Annotated in this window: 16 protein-coding genes and 1 other RNA gene; 9 read left to right on the plus strand and 8 right to left on the minus strand. The window is 72.0% G+C overall.

What is annotated here, in order from left to right:
• The first annotated feature begins 60 nt into the window (after positions 1–60).
• The gene (locus tag ACWEPG_RS20790) at positions 61–1,053 is read left to right on the plus strand and encodes a cobalamin biosynthesis protein (RefSeq protein WP_452595172.1); all 993 of its coding nucleotides are present in this window, start codon (positions 61–63) and stop codon (positions 1,051–1,053) included.
• On the opposite strand, the gene ACWEPG_RS20795 is transcribed toward ACWEPG_RS20790, so the two are convergent.
• Genes ACWEPG_RS20795 through ACWEPG_RS20805 form a run of 3 tightly spaced genes read right to left on the minus strand, consistent with a single transcriptional unit; the run spans position 979 to position 3,116 of the window.
• Entirely contained in the window at positions 979–1,944 is a 966-nt protein-coding gene (locus ACWEPG_RS20795) for an SURF1 family cytochrome oxidase biogenesis protein (protein ID WP_450112801.1), read from the minus strand. The two genes, ACWEPG_RS20790 and ACWEPG_RS20795, sit on opposite strands and share 75 nt — an antisense overlap.
• A gap of 52 nt (positions 1,945–1,996) precedes the next feature.
• Positions 1,997–2,467 (minus strand): low molecular weight protein-tyrosine-phosphatase, encoded by a 471-nt coding sequence (locus ACWEPG_RS20800; RefSeq protein WP_452595173.1) that lies wholly within the window; start codon positions 2,465–2,467, stop codon positions 1,997–1,999.
• Entirely contained in the window at positions 2,457–3,116 is a 660-nt protein-coding gene (locus tag ACWEPG_RS20805) for an HAD-IA family hydrolase (protein WP_452595174.1), read from the minus strand. Before ACWEPG_RS20805 ends, ACWEPG_RS20800 begins: the two co-directional genes overlap by 11 nt.
• A gap of 56 nt (positions 3,117–3,172) precedes the next feature.
• Here ACWEPG_RS20805 and cobC point away from each other — a divergent pair, with 56 nt between their 5' ends.
• The 5 genes from cobC to ACWEPG_RS20830 all read left to right on the plus strand — a co-directional run bounded on the left by cobC (position 3,173) and on the right by ACWEPG_RS20830 (position 9,060).
• Positions 3,173–4,210 carry an Rv2231c family pyridoxal phosphate-dependent protein CobC gene (gene cobC / locus ACWEPG_RS20810; protein WP_452595175.1) on the plus strand — a complete coding sequence of 346 codons (1,038 nt, stop codon included), beginning with the start codon at positions 3,173–3,175 and terminating at the stop codon, positions 4,208–4,210.
• Positions 4,207–5,334 (plus strand): Nif3-like dinuclear metal center hexameric protein, encoded by a 1,128-nt coding sequence (locus tag ACWEPG_RS20815; RefSeq protein WP_452595176.1) that lies wholly within the window; start codon positions 4,207–4,209, stop codon positions 5,332–5,334. The genes cobC and ACWEPG_RS20815 overlap by 4 nt, the downstream gene beginning before the upstream one ends.
• 142 nt (positions 5,335–5,476) lie before the next feature.
• The gene (locus tag ACWEPG_RS20820) at positions 5,477–6,214 is read left to right on the plus strand and encodes a zinc ribbon domain-containing protein (protein ID WP_452595177.1); all 738 of its coding nucleotides are present in this window, start codon (positions 5,477–5,479) and stop codon (positions 6,212–6,214) included.
• Positions 6,211–7,344 carry a bifunctional RNase H/acid phosphatase gene (locus ACWEPG_RS20825; protein ID WP_452595178.1) on the plus strand — a complete coding sequence of 378 codons (1,134 nt, stop codon included), beginning with the start codon at positions 6,211–6,213 and terminating at the stop codon, positions 7,342–7,344. The genes ACWEPG_RS20820 and ACWEPG_RS20825 overlap by 4 nt, the downstream gene beginning before the upstream one ends.
• 318 nt (positions 7,345–7,662) lie before the next feature.
• Positions 7,663–9,060 carry a dicarboxylate/amino acid:cation symporter gene (locus ACWEPG_RS20830; RefSeq protein ID WP_450112808.1) on the plus strand — a complete coding sequence of 466 codons (1,398 nt, stop codon included), beginning with the start codon at positions 7,663–7,665 and terminating at the stop codon, positions 9,058–9,060.
• Positions 9,061–9,081: 21 nt separating this feature from the next.
• Here ACWEPG_RS20830 and ACWEPG_RS20835 read toward each other — a convergent pair whose 3' ends face one another.
• Complete coding sequence (locus ACWEPG_RS20835; protein ID WP_450112809.1) at positions 9,082–9,606, minus strand: DUF1697 domain-containing protein; 525 nt, start codon at positions 9,604–9,606, stop codon at positions 9,082–9,084.
• A gap of 37 nt (positions 9,607–9,643) precedes the next feature.
• Here ACWEPG_RS20835 and rnpB point away from each other — a divergent pair.
• The 3 genes from rnpB to ACWEPG_RS20850 all read left to right on the plus strand — a co-directional run bounded on the left by rnpB (position 9,644) and on the right by ACWEPG_RS20850 (position 12,236).
• An RNA gene (rnpB, locus tag ACWEPG_RS20840) (RNase P RNA component class A) lies at positions 9,644–10,073 on the plus strand.
• A gap of 487 nt (positions 10,074–10,560) precedes the next feature.
• On the plus strand, positions 10,561–10,743 hold the full coding sequence (locus tag ACWEPG_RS20845; RefSeq protein WP_450112810.1) for a hypothetical protein: 183 nt from the start codon (positions 10,561–10,563) through the stop codon (positions 10,741–10,743).
• A gap of 92 nt (positions 10,744–10,835) precedes the next feature.
• On the plus strand, positions 10,836–12,236 hold the full coding sequence (locus ACWEPG_RS20850; protein ID WP_452595195.1) for an RNB domain-containing ribonuclease: 1,401 nt from the start codon (positions 10,836–10,838) through the stop codon (positions 12,234–12,236).
• 10 nt (positions 12,237–12,246) lie between these two features.
• Here ACWEPG_RS20850 and ACWEPG_RS20855 read toward each other — a convergent pair whose 3' ends face one another.
• The 4 genes from ACWEPG_RS20855 to panB all read right to left on the minus strand — a co-directional run bounded on the left by ACWEPG_RS20855 (position 12,247) and on the right by panB (position 15,646).
• A complete protein-coding gene (locus tag ACWEPG_RS20855; protein ID WP_450112811.1) occupies positions 12,247–13,113 on the minus strand; it encodes a CHAD domain-containing protein in 867 nt (288 codons plus the stop codon).
• A gap of 51 nt (positions 13,114–13,164) precedes the next feature.
• Positions 13,165–14,181 carry a prolyl aminopeptidase gene (gene pip, locus ACWEPG_RS20860; RefSeq protein WP_452595179.1) on the minus strand — a complete coding sequence of 339 codons (1,017 nt, stop codon included), beginning with the start codon at positions 14,179–14,181 and terminating at the stop codon, positions 13,165–13,167.
• Positions 14,181–14,621, minus strand: a complete 441-nt coding sequence (locus ACWEPG_RS20865; protein ID WP_450112813.1) for a hypothetical protein — start codon at positions 14,619–14,621, stop codon at positions 14,181–14,183. The genes pip and ACWEPG_RS20865 overlap by 1 nt, the downstream gene beginning before the upstream one ends.
• Before the next feature lie 149 nt (positions 14,622–14,770).
• Entirely contained in the window at positions 14,771–15,646 is an 876-nt protein-coding gene (gene panB, locus ACWEPG_RS20870) for a 3-methyl-2-oxobutanoate hydroxymethyltransferase (protein WP_450112814.1), read from the minus strand.
• Between the last annotated feature and the right edge of the window lie 167 nt (positions 15,647–15,813).

Here is a 15,813-nt window from a genome sequence, read left to right on the forward strand (position 1 = left end):
CGTCCGGGCGTGCGACGGGCACCACCGGCCCGGGTGACCACGATTGGTACAACTACCGGTGTGACTCGACCCAGGATCTCTGCCCGCGCGACCGGCATCGTCCTGGGCGCTCTCGCCGACCTAGCCTTCGCCGATCCGGTGCGCCGGCATCCGGTCGCCGGCTTCGGGACGGCCGCGGCGGCCCTCGAGCGGTTCACCCACCGCGACTCGCGTGCGGCCGGGGCGCTGCACACCGGACTCCTCGTCGGTGCCGTCGTCGGTGGCTCGGCGCTCGGGTCTCGCGTGGCGCGCCGGCTCGGCTGGGCGGGGGAGACGGCCGCGGTCGCGGCGGCGACCTGGACCGCGCTCGGCGGCACGTCGCTGACCCGGGTCGGGAACCGGATGGCCGACCGGCTCGCGGCCGACGACCTCGCCGGGGCACGTGAGCTGGTGCCGTCACTGTGCGCCCGGGACCCGCAGTCCCTCGACGCCGACGGCATCGCCCGCGCCACCGTCGAATCGCTCGCCGAGAACACCTCCGACGCGACCGTCGCCCCGCTCGTGTGGGCGGCGGTCGCCGGGGTGCCGGGGGCGCTCGGGTACCGGGCGATCAACACCCTCGACGCGATGATCGGCTACCGGTCGCCGCGGTACCTGCACTTCGGCTGGGCGGCGGCCCGCCTCGACGACGTGGTGAACCTGGTGCCCGCCCGGGTGACCGGACTACTCGCGGTCGCCGCCGCCCCGGTCGTCGGGGGCTCACCGCGGTCGGCGGCGCGCGCGTGGCACCGGGATGCGGCCGCTCACCCGAGCCCGAACGCCGGGGTCGCGGAGGCGTCGATGGCCGGAGCGCTGGGAGTGCGGCTCGGCGGCCGCACCGAATACCCGTACGGCGTCGAGGAACGGCCGACCCTCGGTGACGGCCCGGCCCCGCGAGTCACCGACATCGCGCGGGTCGCGCGGCTGTCGACGGCGGTGCAGGCCGGTGCGGCGCTCGGGTCAGCGGCGCTTGCCGTAGCGGTCGGCGAGCTTCGCCTCCGTCGCCGTCATCGTCTCGGGCTCCGCCGGCGCTGAGCGGCCGAACCGGCGCCGCGGGAGGACGATGTCGTCGTCGTGCTCCGCGGTGTCGGCGGTGGTAACGGTGACCGCGACCGTCCGGGCCGGGTCCTCGGCGGGGGCGGGGACCTCGTCGGCCGGAGCCGCGGGCTCGACGACCGTGCGTTCGCGTTCGCGTCGCCGTTCCCGCAGTTCGGCGCGCACGAAGTAGGCCAACCCGAGCGGCGCCATGACGCCGAACGCGAGCCACTGCAGCCCGTACGACAGGTACGGCCCGGCGTCGAGCTGCGGCAGCGGGATCGGGGTCAGCGACCCGGGCTGGTCGGATGCGAGCTGGAACCAGCCCTCCACGAGCGGCAGACCGACGGCAGCGCCGACCTGCCCGGCGTCGACGTAGTAGACCTGGATGACGCCGTTCTCGGTGAGGGGCTCCTTGCCTGCGATGGTGCCCTCCGACGCGCGGGCACGGGCGGTGACCGTCACCTCTCCGGCCGGGGGCGGGTCGATCGGCGGTGCGAGCGTGCCCTGCACGGGGCGGACGTAGCCGCGGTTGACCAGGATCACCGGGCCGCTGGACAACCGCATCGGCGTGAGCACCTCGTAGGCGGGGTCACCCTCGATGGACCGCAGCCGCACGAGCGCCTCGTGGTCGGGCAGATAGGTGCCGGTCGCGGTGACCTGTCGCCACTCGTCGTCCGCCGGGATCGGGCCCGAGATGGGCAGGATCGACTCGACCGGAACGGGGTCGGCGTCGATCGACTCCTCGATCAGGGTGTTGCGGTGCGAGGTGTTGGTGTTCTTGCCGAGCTGCCACGGCGCCAGCACCGTGAAGCACATGTAGGCGAATCCGGCGACGACGACAGCCAACGCGACCCAGCCCGGACGCAGCAGAAACTTCAGCCTTCCCACGACACCACGGTACTGGGCAGGGATGGAGACCCCGAAATGTGCGTGTGCGGGATCACAGCCGTTCCCGCACCCAGTCCAGCAGTCCCGGAATCGCGGCCTCGATCTGCTCACGCACCAACTCGAAGTCGTCGAGGTCGCCGTAGTACGGGTCCGGCACCGAGTCGCCGTCGGCGTCCGGGTCGAAACTGCGCAGCAACCTGCGCCGGTCGGTCGGTACGCCCAGGTGCGCGAGCGCCCGCTCGTGGCCGCGGTCGAGAGCGACCACGAGGTCCGCGCCCAGGTGATCGCGTCCGACCTGCGCGGCGCGGTGCCCGGTCGGATACCCGTGCGCCGCGAGCACCTCGGTGGTCCGGTGGTCGGCGTCGTCGCCGACGTGCCAGTCGCCGGTCCCTGCGCTCGACACCCGCACCGCGTCGGCGAGCCCGGCATCGATCAGGTACCCGAGCAGGATCTTCTCCGCCATCGGGGAGCGGCAGATGTTCCCGGTGCACACGAAGGTGACGTGGAGTCTTTCAGCTCGCATGGAGGATCGCCCCCAGCTCGGCGACGGTCGCCGCGGACCACGCGGCGTCCGCGGCCTCCGAGTCCGCCCCGTATCCCCAGTGCACGAACACCGTCGGGATGCCCCAGTGCGCGGCGCCGTGCACGTCGTGGACACGGTCGCCGACCATCACCACCCCGGCGGTGCCTCCGGCGACCGGTGCGACGCCGAGTCCGCGCAGCGCGTGCTCGATGACATCCGCCTTCGCCCGCCGGGTGCCGTCCGCGGACGCGCCCGCGATCACCTCGAAATGGTCGGCGAGACCGAAGTGGTCGAGGATGCGGACCGCGAACCGCTCCGACTTCGACGTCGCCACCGCCAGCCGGGTGTCGGTCCGCGACAACGCGGAGAGCAGGTCCGCGATCCCGTCGAACACCTCGTTCTCCGCCCACCCGACGCTGTCGTAGCGGTCGAAGTAGGCGGCCAGCGCCCGGTCCGCGGTCGCGTCGTCGAGACCGACCGTGCGCAAGGTGTCCGCCATCGGCGGGCCGAGGATCAGCCGGGCCAGGTCGCCGTCCGGTTCCGGCGCGCCGACCGACGCCAACGCGTGCCGGAATCCGGACACGATGCCGGGCGCGGAATCGGTGAGGGTGCCGTCGAGGTCGAACAGGGTGATCGCGGGGGAACTCACCCGTCCATCCTGCCTGCCTCGATCGGCGAGCACCGGACCGCCATAGACTGCCGGTCGTGGACACCCCAGCTTCCGGCGGCATCGACCTGCGCCACCACGGCGACGTCGATGCGGTGCCCGGGCTGTCGGACTTCGCCGTCAACGTCCGCGGGGACGGCCCCCCGGACTGGCTCGCGGCCCGCCTCGCCGCGGCGCTGCCGACCCTCGGGCGGTATCCGTCGGCCGCCGCGGACCACGCCGCCCGCGCGCAGGTCGCCGCCCGGCACGGCCGGCACCCGGACGAGGTGCTACTGCTGTCCGGCGGCGCGGAGGGGTTCGCGATGCTGCCGCGCCTCGGGTCGCGGCTGGCGGCGCTGATCCACCCGTCGTTCACCGAACCCGAGTGGGCGCTGCGGGAGGCCGGGGTCCCGGTGCGCCAGGTGGTGCTGCCGCCGCCGTATCGGCTCGGCGCCGCCGCGGTTCCGGACGACGCGGACCTCGTGGTGCTCGGCAACCCGACCAACCCGACGTCGGTGCTGCACCCGGCGGACGAGGTGCTGGCGCTGCGCCGCCCCGGTCGAATCCTGGTGGTGGACGAGGCGTTCGGAGACGCGGTGCCGGGCGAGCCGGAGTCGCTGGCCGGCCGGTCGTTGCCCGACGTACTGGTGCTGCGGTCACTGACGAAGACCTTCGCGCTCGCCGGGCTGCGCTGCGGCTACGTGCTCGGTCCGCCGGAGTTGCTGGCGCGGCTGCAGGTCGGTCGGGCGCACTGGCCGTTGGGCAGCCTGCAGCTCGAGGCGATCCGGGCGTGCAGCGAACCGGAGGCGGTCGCGTGGTCGGAACGTGAGGCGCGGCTGATCGAGGACGAACGCGCCGCGATGGTCGAGATGCTCGGCGCCGCCGGGGTGGACGTGGTCGGGCCGGCGCGGGCCCCGTTCCTGCTGCTCCGGGTTCCCGATGCCGACCTGGTTCGGAAGAAACTGCAGGAGAAGGGGATCGCGGTCCGGCGTTGCGACACCTTCCCCGGACTGGATCCGAACCACATTCGTGTCGCCGTCCGCGCCGCCGGGCCGGCGCACGCCCTGGTGACCGCACTGACGGAGGTTCTGGCATGAGTGTTGTCCTGGCCGAGGTGATCTCGGCGCTCGAGGAGGCGTACCCGCCCGCGCTCGCGGCGAGCTGGGACTCCGTCGGGCTGGTGTGCGGTGACCCCGCCGACCGGGTGAGCCGCGTGATGGTCGCCGTCGACGCGACCGCGGCCGTCGTCGACGAGGCCCTCGCCTGGGGTGCACAGCTGCTGCTCGTGCACCACCCGCTGCTGCTGCGCGGAGTCGACACCGTCGGCGCGCACACCCCGAAAGGCGCTCTGCTGCACCGGCTGATCCGCGGCGGGTGCGCGCTGTACACCGCGCACACCAACGCCGACTCCGCCGACCCGGGGGTGTCCGACGCGCTCGCGCACGCGCTCGGGCTGACCGTGACCGGCCCGTTGGACCCGGCGCCGTCCGAGCCGCTCGACAAATGGGTGGTGATGGTGCCCGGCACCGACACCGCCGTCGTGCGCGAGGCGCTGTTCGCGGCGGGAGCGGGGCAGGTCGGCGACTACAGCTGCTGCAGCTGGACCGTCACCGGCACCGGCCAGTTCCTGCCCGGCGCCGACGCCAACCCCGCGCTCGGGACCGTCGGACGCGTCGAACGGGTCGCCGAGGATCGGGTGGAGGTCGTCGCGCGGCGGGCGCTGCGGTCGCGGGTGCTTGCCGCGTTGCGGTCGGCGCACCCGTACGAGGAGCCGGCGTTCGACGTCCTCGAACTCGCCGACACCGGCTCCGCGCTCGGCATCGGCCGGGTCGGGGAGCTCCCGCAACCCGAGTCGCTGCGGGAGTTCGCTGCGCGTGTGCGCCGCGCGCTGCCGGAGACGGCCTGGGGTGTCCGTGCCGCCGGCGACCCGGACACGGTCGTGCGCACCGTCGCGGTGTGCGGCGGCTCCGGCGACTCCTACCTGGGGGTGGCCCGGGCCCGCGGCGTCGACGCCTACGTGACGGCGGACCTGCGGCACCATCCCGCCGACGAACACCTGCGCGGCGGGGGACCGGTCCTCGTCGACGTCGCGCACTGGGCCAGCGAGCAGCCCTGGTGCGCGCAGGCCCGCGATCTCCTCGAGGCCCGCTTCGGCGGCGGCGACGGCTGGGCCGCCACCGTCTCCACCGTCCGCACCGACCCCTGGACCCTCGGCGGCTGACCCCGCCGCAGACCGGGTGAAGGGCACCTGCGTTCGGGTGAACCGGACAGAGGTGCCCTTCACCCGTTCGGGGAGGGGCTCTGCGGGCGGTACGGTATGCGATACCCACCACCGCCGAACACCAAGCAGGAGCGAAGCCCGCGTGAACGTCGAACCCCGGATCCAGGCCAAGCTGCTCGACCTCGCCGCGGTCGACACCGAGCTGACCCGGATCGCGCACCGCAGGCGCACCCTTCCCGAGCAGGAGGAGGTGCAGCGCCTCGAAGCCGACCGGGTGGGACGCAAGGACGCCGCGGTCGCCGTACAGATCGTGCTCGACGACCTGGACCGCGACATCGCCAAGCTCGAGGGCGAGGTCGAGGCGGTCCGCAAGCGTGAGGACCGGGACCGGCAGCTGCTCCAGAGCGGTACCGTCGGCGCCAAGCAGCTCACCGAACTCGAGCACGAGCTCGCCAGCCTCACCCGCAGGCAGGAGGCCCTCGAGGAGGACCTGCTCGAGGTGATGGAGCGGCGTGAGGCCACCCAGGCCGACTACGAGCACGCCGGCGGCCAGGTCGACCAGATCGACGACGCCCTCGTCGACGCCGGACGCCGCCGCGACGACGCGCTCGCCGACCTCGACGCCGCGCAGCAGCGCTGCGAGGCGGACCGGACCACGCTCGTCGGCGAATTCCCCGAGGACCTGCTCGCCGTGTACGAGCGTCAGCGCTCCGGCGGCGGGGCCGGGGCGGCGTTGCTGCAGGCTCGCCGCTGCGGGGCATGCCGCATCGAGATCGACCGTGGCGAGGTCGCCCGGATCGCGGCCACCGCTCCCGACGTCGTCGTCCGGTGCCCCGAGTGCAGCGCAATCATGGTGCGCACCAAGGAATCCGGTCTGTGACTGCGCCGGATGCTCGTTCCGCGGGCTCCACTCGTGTCATCGTCGAAGCGGACGGGGGATCGCGGGGCAACCCGGGCCCGGCCGGCTACGGCGCCGTCGTCTTCGACGCCGGCCGCGAGCGGGTGCTCGCCGAACGCAACGAGGACATCGGCATCGCGACGAACAACGTCGCCGAGTACAACGGCCTGATCGCCGGGCTGACCGCCGCGGCTGATCTCGGTGCCGACGTCGTCGACGTGCGGATGGACTCCAAGCTCGTCGTCGAACAGATGTCGGGCCGCTGGAAGGTCAAGCATCCGGACATGATTCCGCTCGCGCGGCGCGCAGGGGAGCTGGCCGCGGGGTTCGACGTCGTCACCTACACCTGGATCCCGCGCGCCGAGAACTCGCACGCGGACCGGCTCGCGAACGAGGCGATGGACGGCGCCGCCGGTGTGCCCGCCGACGTCCCCGAGGTGGCGCCGGTGCCCGCGGCGACCGAGAAGACGCCGACCGCTCCCGGCTGGACCGGCGCGGTCGGCAAACCGACTCGCCTGCTGCTGTTGCGGCACGGACAGACCGAGCTGTCGGTGGAGCGGCGGTACTCCGGTCGCGGCAACCCGGAGCTGACCGACGTCGGGCGGGCGCAGGCGGCGGCCGCCGCGACGCGCCTCGGGTCCCGCGGCGGGATCGAGGCGGTGGTGTCGTCGCCGCTCGGCCGGGCCCGGCAGACCGCGCAGGCGGCCGCGGATGCGCTCGGTCTCGAGGTCGTGGTTCACGAGGGTCTGACCGAGACCGACTTCGGCGCGTGGGAGGGTCTGACGTTCCGGGAGGCGAGCGAGCGCGATCCCGACCTGCACCGCCGCTGGCTCGGCGACACGTCGGTGCGTCCGCCGGGCGGGGAGAGCTTCGACGAGGTCCGCGTCCGCGTCGACGCCGTCCGCGACGACCTGACCCGCGAGCATCCCGGCCGGAACGTGCTGGTCGTCTCGCACGTGACGCCGATCAAGACGCTGCTGCAGCTCGCCCTGGACGCCGGACCGGCGCTGCTGTACCGGCTGCACCTGGACCTCGCGTCGCTCTCGATCGCCGAGTTCTACCCCGACGGCGGCGCCTCCGTCCGTCTCGTCAACGACACCTCGCACCTGTAGGCGGCTGCGTCCCCCGCAAGCGGGAGGTGTCCCCAGCCTGTGCGCCTTTCAGGTGGCTCCGGTCACCGGAAAGGCGCACGGGCGCGAAGCGCATTCTTTAGCGGGGGTAACATGTCGCGGGTGACCCCGCTGCTGACCTGCCGACGCTTCGTCGACAACTGTCTGCAGTCGAACGCCGTCTGTACCCGCTGACCCCGGTCGACGCACACGTCCCGGGACGGCCGCCAGTTCGCCGCGGCCGTCGGATTCCACTCCAATGTCAGCCTCCCCCGCGCACACCTGTGATCCGTGCTGCGCGCCCGCAGAAAGGTCCGTCGAATGTCGGCCCCCTCCAGCGCCCCGACCGGGCGCCGCCTACCCGCGTGGGCAACCTCCTTCGGTACCCAGATCGTGATCGGTCTGGTCGCCGGAGTCCTGATCGGCCTGCTCGCCCGCTCGATGCCCAAAGCGGACGACGGCAACCCGAACTGGCTGGTCGGCACGATCACCACCATCGGGTCCAGCTACGTCGCGCTGCTCACCGTCGCGGTGATCCCGCTCGTGTTCACCGCGATCGTCAGCTCCATCGCGAACCTGCGACAGGTCGCCAACGCCGCGCGCCTGGCCGTGCAGACCCTGCTGTGGTTCGCGATCACCGCGCTGATCGCCGTCGTCATCGGCATCGTCGTCGGCCTGATCGTCCAGCCCGGTGCCAACACCACCGTGGACGCGGCCGCCGCCGCAGCGCCGAAGTCGTCCGGGTCGTGGTGGGCGTTCCTCACCGGCCTCGTCCCGCAGAACTTCCTCGCCCTCGGCGCCAAGACCACCGTCACCGACGGCGTCGCGAGCACGTCGCTGAGCTTCAACGTGCTGCAGCTGCTGGTGATCGCGATCGCGATCGGTGTCGCAGCGCTGAAGGTGGGGGAGAAGGCGCAGCCGTTCCTCGACTTCAACGCGGCGCTGCTGGCGATCGTGCAGAAGGTGCTGTGGTGGATCATCCGCCTGGCCCCGATCGGCACCGCCGCGCTGATCGCGAAGGCCGTCGCCACCTACGGCTGGGACGCACTGGGCCAGCTCGGCTGGTTCACCGCCGCCGTCTACCTGGGCCTGGCCCTGGTGTTCTTCGTGGTCTACCCGGTGCTGATCCGGGTGCACGGGCTGTCGGTGCGCCGGTTCTTCTCCGGGGTGTGGCCTGCCACCCAGCTCGGGTTCGTGTCCCGTTCCTCGATCGGCACCCTGCCGCTGACCGAGCGGGTCACCGAACGCAACCTCGGGGTGCCCCGTGAATACGCGTCTTTCGCGGTGCCGCTCGGCGCGACCACCAAGATGGACGGCTGCGCCGCGATCTACCCGGCGATCGCCGCGATCTTCGTCGCCCAGTTCTACGGTCTCGACCTGACCCTGACGGACTACCTGCTGATCGTCGTCGTCGCGGTGATCGGCTCCGCGGCCACCGCCGGGACCACCGGGGCCACGGTGATGCTCACCCTGACCCTCTCGACGCTCGGGCTGCCGCTCGCCGGTGTCGGCCTGCTGCTGGCGGTCGAACCGATCGTCGACATGGGCCGCACCGCTCTCAACGTCACCGGGCAGGCTCTGGTGCCGACGATCGTCGCGAAGCGCGAGGGCATCCTCGACGGGGAGTTGTACAACGCCGAGCGGAACGGCGACCCGTTCGCGGACGAGGACGCCGCATCCGCGACACCGTCGAGCGACCGGGAACCCGTTCACGCCTGACCGGTGGAGCCGCGAGCGCACCTACAGCAGTTTGCGGAGGGTGCGCAGGTTTCGGTTCGTGGTGGTGGACTTGTACCTCGCCCTGCCGGTGAGCTTGCCGAACGGGCTCGTCAGCGTCTGGCCGCGTTCGACATGCCAGTACAGCACCCCGTCGCCGAGCTGCAGAGCCTCGTCCCCGAGGTCGAGGGCGTCGGCGGCGGCGACCAGGTCGTCGAGCACCGCCGGGTCGGACGAGAGCAGCACGTAGGGATGCCAGCCCTCGCGGTCGGCATCGAACGGGAAGCGCTCGACGATCCTCGCCAGGGTCGGCTGATCCACCAGCACGATCCAGGCCTCGTAGCCGAACCGGTCGCGCAGTGCCGCCTCGATGTCGGACTTGATGCCCGCAGCGTCGGTGCGGTCGGAGTCGAACAGGACGTTGCCCGATGCCAGCACCGTCTTCACCTTCGCGAACCCGGCGCCGGAGATCGTGTCCGACAGGTCGGCCATCTTGATGTTGATCCCGCCGACGTTCACACCCCGCAACAGGGCCACGTACCGTGTCATGCCCAGACCCTAGTGCCGGGTAGTCTGTACGGGCGGACGAGTTGGTCGGGCGGCCGCGGCGAGGGGAACCGTACGCAGCCAGCGTGCAGGCCCGGCGCCGAGGAAAGTCCGGACTCCACAGAGCAGGGCGGTTGCTAACGGCAACCCGGGGTGACCCGCGGGACAGTGCCACAGAAAACAGACCGCCGGCCCATGGCCTTTCGAGGCCATGGCGTCGGTGAGGGTGAAACGGTGCGGTAAGAGCGCACCAGCACCCCGGGTGACCGGGGTGGCTAGGTAAACCCCGCCCGGAGCAAGGTCGAAGGCCGCACCTTCACAGGTGCGGCTGCGCAGGTGTTCGAGGGCTGCTCGCCCGAGCCTGCGGGTGGACCGCTCGAGGTACCCGGCAACGGTGTGCCCAGATGGATGGTCGCCGCCCGGCGTTTCGGCGCCGGGAACAGGATCCGGCTTACAGGCCAACTCGTCCGCCCACACCGGTCCGTCGGCGCGAACGCCCCGACGCATTGATGCCGCCCACGCGAAGAGCGGAGGATTCCGGCGGTGTCGAATGGCGGAGATTCCGGCCGTGCCGAAAACGCGAAAATGCCCCCGTCCGTGGACGAGGGCACTGTCGACGCGGGAAATCTAGACCGGGTTGATCACGAGAAGGGTCGCCCAGTGCTTCGCTTCCTTCTCGCCCAGGTGCGGAAGCAGTGCGTCGAAGAGCAGGTAGGACATCGGCTCCATGGTTGGGGGGTTCTCCGTTCGGGGTCGTTGCAGCGCAGCTGATCCAGGACAGATCAAAAGGCCACGATCCGCCGAGGGAAGTCGACGATCCGTGGCCCGCTACGGCGTAAGAATCTCATGCTTGTCACTTCCGCTCAAGGCTTGTCCCGGATTTGTTGCGGCCGGGACTCGAATTCACACGCGCGTCACCTGATGGCCGGACGACGGGAGATGGCGCACACTGGACCGATGAGCGACGACGAGCAGTGGTACTACTGCGTTTCCGACGGTTCGGTGCGACAGGGCAAGGACGCACGCGGGCTCGATCGGATGGGACCGTATCCGGACCGGGCGACCGCGGAACGGGCGCTGGAGATCGCGGCCGAACGGAACAAGGCCGCGGACAAGGCCGATCACGACTGGGATGACTGACGGCCGAACCGCCGGCTGAACGGTGGTGTCTCGCGCGGACCGTTGCCTGTCGAAGGCGTATCGGCACGGGGCACTAGGCTCGGTTCGTGACCATGCGAATCTCCGCCCGCGGCATCGACTTCGAAGCGGTCAGGGAAGCCTTCTCCCTGCCGGGTGACTTCCCCACCGCGGCGTCCGTCGAGGCCGAGTCGGCGCGGGACCGGTTCGCCTCCGACCGGGTCGACCACACCGACCTGCCGCTGGTCACGATCGACCCGCCGGGGTCGATGGATCTCGACCAGGCACTGCATCTGGAGCGGACCGCGGCCGGGTTCGTCCTGCACTACGCGATCGCGGACGTCGCCGCGGTGGTCGAGCCGAACGGTCACCTCGACCACGAGACCCGGCGCCGCGGGCAGACCTACTACCTTCCCGACGGTTCGTTGCCGCTGCACCCGCGGGTGCTGTCGGAGGACGCTGCGAGCCTGCTTCCCGACCGGGTGCGGCCGGCGGCGCTGTGGCGCATCGAACTCGACGATCGCGCGGAGCCGGTGACGTTCGGGGTGAGCCGGGCGTTGGTCCGGTCGGTGGCACGTTTCGACTATGCGGGGGTACAGGCGGATTCGGCTACCGGGTCGCTGCATCCCTCGATCGCGGCGCTGCCGGAATTCGGCAAGCTGCGGCTGGCGTCAGCGGTGGACCGCGGGGCGATCGAGCTGAAGCTTCCGGAGCAGACGGTGGTGTCCGACGGCGACGGCGGCTGGCGGCTGGACATCGAGCCGCGCACCGAGGTCGACGACTGGAACGCCGAGGCGTCCTTGCTGACCGGGATGTGCGCGGCGCGACTGATGCTGGACGCGGGGGTCGGGCTGCTGCGGACGCTGCCGCCCGCCCCGGCCGACGCGGTGCTCGCGTTGCGCCGCTCGGCGCGGGCACTCGGAGTGGACTGGCCGGCGGCGATGCCGGTCGGCGAGATGCTCGCCGGTCTGGAGGCGAACGCACCCGACACGCTGGCGATGATGAGCGACGCGACGGCTCTGCTGCGCGGCGCCGACTACGCGGCGTTCGACGGCGAGGTCCCGGAGCTGACGGTGCACGCCGGAATCGGTGCCCCGTACGCGCACGTCACCGCCCCGCTGCGGCGCCTCTCGGACCGGTTCAGTACCGAGATCTGCCTCGCGGTCACCGCGGGAGACGAAGTGCCGCAGTGGGTTCGGCGGGTGCTGCCCCTGCTGCCGGAGTTGATGCGCGGATCGGACCAACTGGCGGGCAGGGTGGAACGCGCCTGTCTGGATCTGACGGAGGCCAACGTGCTCGCCGGCCGCGAGGGGGAGCGGTTCGACGCGGTCGTGCTGCGGGGCGCCGACGGCAAACGGGACGCCGAGGTGTTCGTCGAGGATCCTGCGGTGATCGCCCGGTGCGCAGGCAATCCCCCGGAGGGTGAGCGGGTGTCGGTGCGGCTGGATCAGGCGGACACCGAGGAGCGGACGGTCCGCTTCGCCTACGACGCCTGAGCGTCCGCACTCACAGGTCCCGGCGGCGATCCTTGATCGCAGCCACTTCCGCCCGCGCGCCCTGCGCCGACCGGTCGGCGCGCGCCGTCTCCTCGGCGGCGACCACCCCGTAGGTGAAGGTGTCCTCGCCCGCCGCCCGGGCGCGGTCCGCGGCCGCAATCACCTCCGCCCGCGCGACCACCGCGTCCTGGTGTTCGCCGAGCACCGTCTGCAGTCGTTCCGCCGCCACCGCTATGCGTTCGGCCCGTGGGCGGGACGCGGTGAACGCCTCCGCCGCGTAGCGCAGGGCCTTCGCTCGTTTGCGGGTGGTGTGCAGGGCATCCGGCGGGCCCGGCACCTCGTCCCGATCGCGCAGTCCGGCCTTCCGGCTCGCCTTCATGACCCGTCGGTGAGCCCGGCGCAGCTCGGCGCGTGGGCGACCGGTGCTCGCGGGGTCGGCGCACAGGGCGTCCAGGGCAGCGACGAGGTCGCGGTGTCTCGGTCCGGCCAGCGCCGCCACGGCGTCGGCATGGGCGGCGGCATACCCCGCGCGGTGCGCGTCGACCAGCCGGTACCGCACCGGGCCGCGCAGCACGTCCGGCGGCAGGGCGTCGAGGACCGTCGCGAAGTGGTCGGCAACCACCTCGGCGTCGCGTGCGCGGCCGAGTACCGATCCGAGCCACCGCAATTCGTCCCGCACCGGATCGGCGGCGTCCGCCGGGAAGATCGACCCGTACGTTCCGATCACACTCCGCAGCCGCCGCGCCGCCACCCGCATCCGGTGCACGGCGTCCGGCTCGTCCGCCCGCACCGCGTCGGTCAGCCCGGTGAGCCGGTCCCGCTGCTCACGGACGTACTCCAGCACCGCCGCGCGGTCCGCTTGCCTGTGCTTGCCCACAGCACAGGTCTACCGCACCTGCGCGGGCGCCGCATGCCCCCGCGGTGCGTGTCACCGGTTCCGGAACGAGTCCGTCGCCTCGACCAGGTGATGGGTGATGCCGGGTTCGCCGGCGGCATGGCCGGCGTCGTCGACGATGTGCAGTTGCGCGGACGGCCAGGCCCGGTGCAGCGCCCACGCCGTCGTCACCGGGCACACCACGTCGTAGCGGCCCTGCACGATCACCGCGGGGATGTGGGTGATCGCGTCCACGCCGTCGAGCAGCTGGTTCTCGGCGAGGAATCCGTCGTTGACGAAGTAGTGGTTCTCGATCCGCGCGAACGCCAACGCGAACCGCTCCTCCGAATTCCGCTCCACGTGATCGGTCTTCGGCACCAACTCGCTGGTCGCGCCCTCCCAGGTCGACCACGCGACCGCGGCGGCCGCCGCGACGTCCGGGTCCGGGTCGTGCAGCAGCCGGTGATACGCCTGCACCAGGTCGCCGTCGCGTTCGGCTTCCGGTACCGGGGCGAGGAACTCCTCCCACCGGTCCGGATAGATCGCGCTCGCGCCGCCGTTGTAGTACCAGTCGATCTCGCTGCGGCGCAGCAGGAAGATGCCGCGCAGCACCAACTCGGTGACCCGGTCCGGGTAGGCCTGCGCGTACGCCAGTGCCAGCGTCGACCCCCACGAGCCGCCGAACACCTGCCAGCTTTCGACCCCGAGGTGCTCGCGCAGCTTCTCGATGTCGGCGATCAGGTGGGCGGTGGTGTTGACCGACAGGTCGGCGCCGTCCGCGACATGCGGGGTGGACCCACCACACCCGCGCTGGTCGAACAGCACGATGCGGTAGGCGGCCGGGTCGAAGAACCGCCGATGGTCGGGGGTGGTGCCGCCGCCGGGGCCGCCGTGCAGGAACACCACCGGCTTACCGTCCGGATTGCCGCTCTGCTCCCAGCGGATGCGCTGCCCGTCCCCGACGTCGAGCATCCCGGTCAGGTGCGGTTCGATCGGCGGGTACGGACCGCGCAACGTCTGGGCGGCACCGCCGCCGCGCATCGCCCGGGCGGCATCGCCACCGTGCTCCATCAGAAGCCGATCAGGCCGGAGGCGAGGTCGGGGATCTCGAGCGCGGACATCGCGCCCTCCCGCACGTCCGGGCACTGTGCGGAGGTGATCACGTCGACCCGGGCCTTGTGTGCGACCAGGTCGATCATGTTGATGCCGTTCTGCGCTGCCCAGGTGCCCACGACGGTGTTCAGACCGCCCTTGCCGATCGTCGGGGTGTAGGTGCGCCAGTTCTGCAGCTGGGCGGCCATGTCCGAGCACAGCTTCTCGGCCTGCGTGGTCGTGACCCCGCCGGAATCACCCGGGATCACCGTGCCCGGCGCCGCGGCGGCGCCGGTGCCCGGAGCCGGAGCGGCGGAGGTCGGGCCGGGGGCCGGTGTCGTCTCGGTCGCGCACCCCGCGGTCAGGCCGAGGATGGCGGCGGCACCGGCGACGGCGAAAGCGTAACGGCGGAAGGACATGTGGTGACCCCAGTCTGTCGAAGAGGAACCCGTCGAGCAGTCAACGGACGCGGACGGCGCCCGGTTCCCCGGGTGGCGGCCACACCGTAGTGTGCCACCGCCCGGAGAGCCCGGGACCGGGCCGCGCCGACCGGGGGAGGCCGTGTCGGTCAGAAGCTGTGTTCGGCGGCGGGGAACGTGCCGGCCCGCACCTCGTCGGCGTACGCGGCGGCCGCGCCGCGCAGCGTCTCACCGACCGTGGCGAACTTCTTCACGAACTTCGCGGTCTTGCCGCTGGTGTAGCCGGCCATGTCCTGCCAGACCAGCACCTGGGCGTCACATTCGACGCCGGCACCGATGCCGACCGTCGGGATGGTCAGCTTGCGGGTGACCTGCCCGGCGAGCTCGGCGGGCACCATCTCCATCACCACGGAGAACGCGCCCGCCTCCTGGACCGCGATCGCGTCGGCGACGAGCTGCTCGGCACCGTCGCCGCGGCCCTGCACCCGGAACCCGCCGAGGCTGTTCACGGACTGCGGGGTGAAGCCGATGTGCGCCTGGACCGGGATGCCGGCGGAGGTCAGTGCCGCGATCTGCGGGGCCACGCGCTCGCCACCCTCGAGCTTCACGGCGTGCGCCTGTCCCTCCTTCATGAAGCGGAAGGCGGTCTCGAGCGCCTGCTGCGGCGACGCCTCGTAGCTGCCGAACGGCAGGTCGGCGATCACCAGGGCGTGCGGGGCGCCGCGGACCACGCCGCGGACCAGGGGGAGCATCTCGTCGACGGTGACCGGGACCGTGGTGTCGTAGCCATAGACGACGTTTGCGGCGGAATCGCCGACCAGCAGAACCGGGATGCCGGCCTCGTCGAAGATTCGGGCCGTGGAGTAGTCGTAGGCGGTCAGTTCCGCCCAGCGCTGTCCCTCGGCCTTCATCGCCTGCAGGTGGTGGGTGCGGATCTTGGTGCGCTTGGCCGGTTGGGCCGGTGCGCCGCCGTACACGGGAGCGTTCTCGGACGCAGAGTTCGCGGACGCAGGATTCTCGGACATCAGTGTCCCTTTCGTGCCTCGAGGCCCAGTGCGGGTCCCCGGGTTGTGGGTGATGACAAGCACAGTCTGCCATCGTCGGACCCCGCCGCGACCGTGCGGTTCGTCACACCGACGTTCGGCAGGTCCTGGACCCGCCGAACGGCGAGGAACTGGGCGTTCGCTGGTGC

This window comes from Rhodococcus sp. NPDC004095 (assembly GCF_053604015.1).

What these genes read in the sequence shown, in the direction of transcription:
- ACWEPG_RS20800 (WP_452595173.1), bottom strand. Translation starts at nt 2,467, where the DNA reads ATGCGAGCTGAAAGACTCCACGTCACCTTCGTGTGCACCGGGAACATC.
- ACWEPG_RS20815 (WP_452595176.1), top strand. Translation starts at nt 4,207, where the DNA reads ATGAGTGTTGTCCTGGCCGAGGTGATCTCGGCGCTCGAGGAGGCGTAC.
- ACWEPG_RS20830 (WP_450112808.1), top strand. Translation starts at nt 7,663, where the DNA reads ATGTCGGCCCCCTCCAGCGCCCCGACCGGGCGCCGCCTACCCGCGTGG.
- ACWEPG_RS20835 (WP_450112809.1), bottom strand. Translation starts at nt 9,606, where the DNA reads ATGACACGGTACGTGGCCCTGTTGCGGGGTGTGAACGTCGGCGGGATC.
- ACWEPG_RS20845 (WP_450112810.1), top strand. Translation starts at nt 10,561, where the DNA reads ATGAGCGACGACGAGCAGTGGTACTACTGCGTTTCCGACGGTTCGGTG.
- ACWEPG_RS20850 (WP_452595195.1), top strand. Translation starts at nt 10,836, where the DNA reads ATGCGAATCTCCGCCCGCGGCATCGACTTCGAAGCGGTCAGGGAAGCC.
- pip (WP_452595179.1), bottom strand. Translation starts at nt 14,181, where the DNA reads ATGGAGCACGGTGGCGATGCCGCCCGGGCGATGCGCGGCGGCGGTGCC.
- ACWEPG_RS20865 (WP_450112813.1), bottom strand. Translation starts at nt 14,621, where the DNA reads ATGTCCTTCCGCCGTTACGCTTTCGCCGTCGCCGGTGCCGCCGCCATC.
- panB (WP_450112814.1), bottom strand. Translation starts at nt 15,646, where the DNA reads ATGTCCGAGAATCCTGCGTCCGCGAACTCTGCGTCCGAGAACGCTCCC.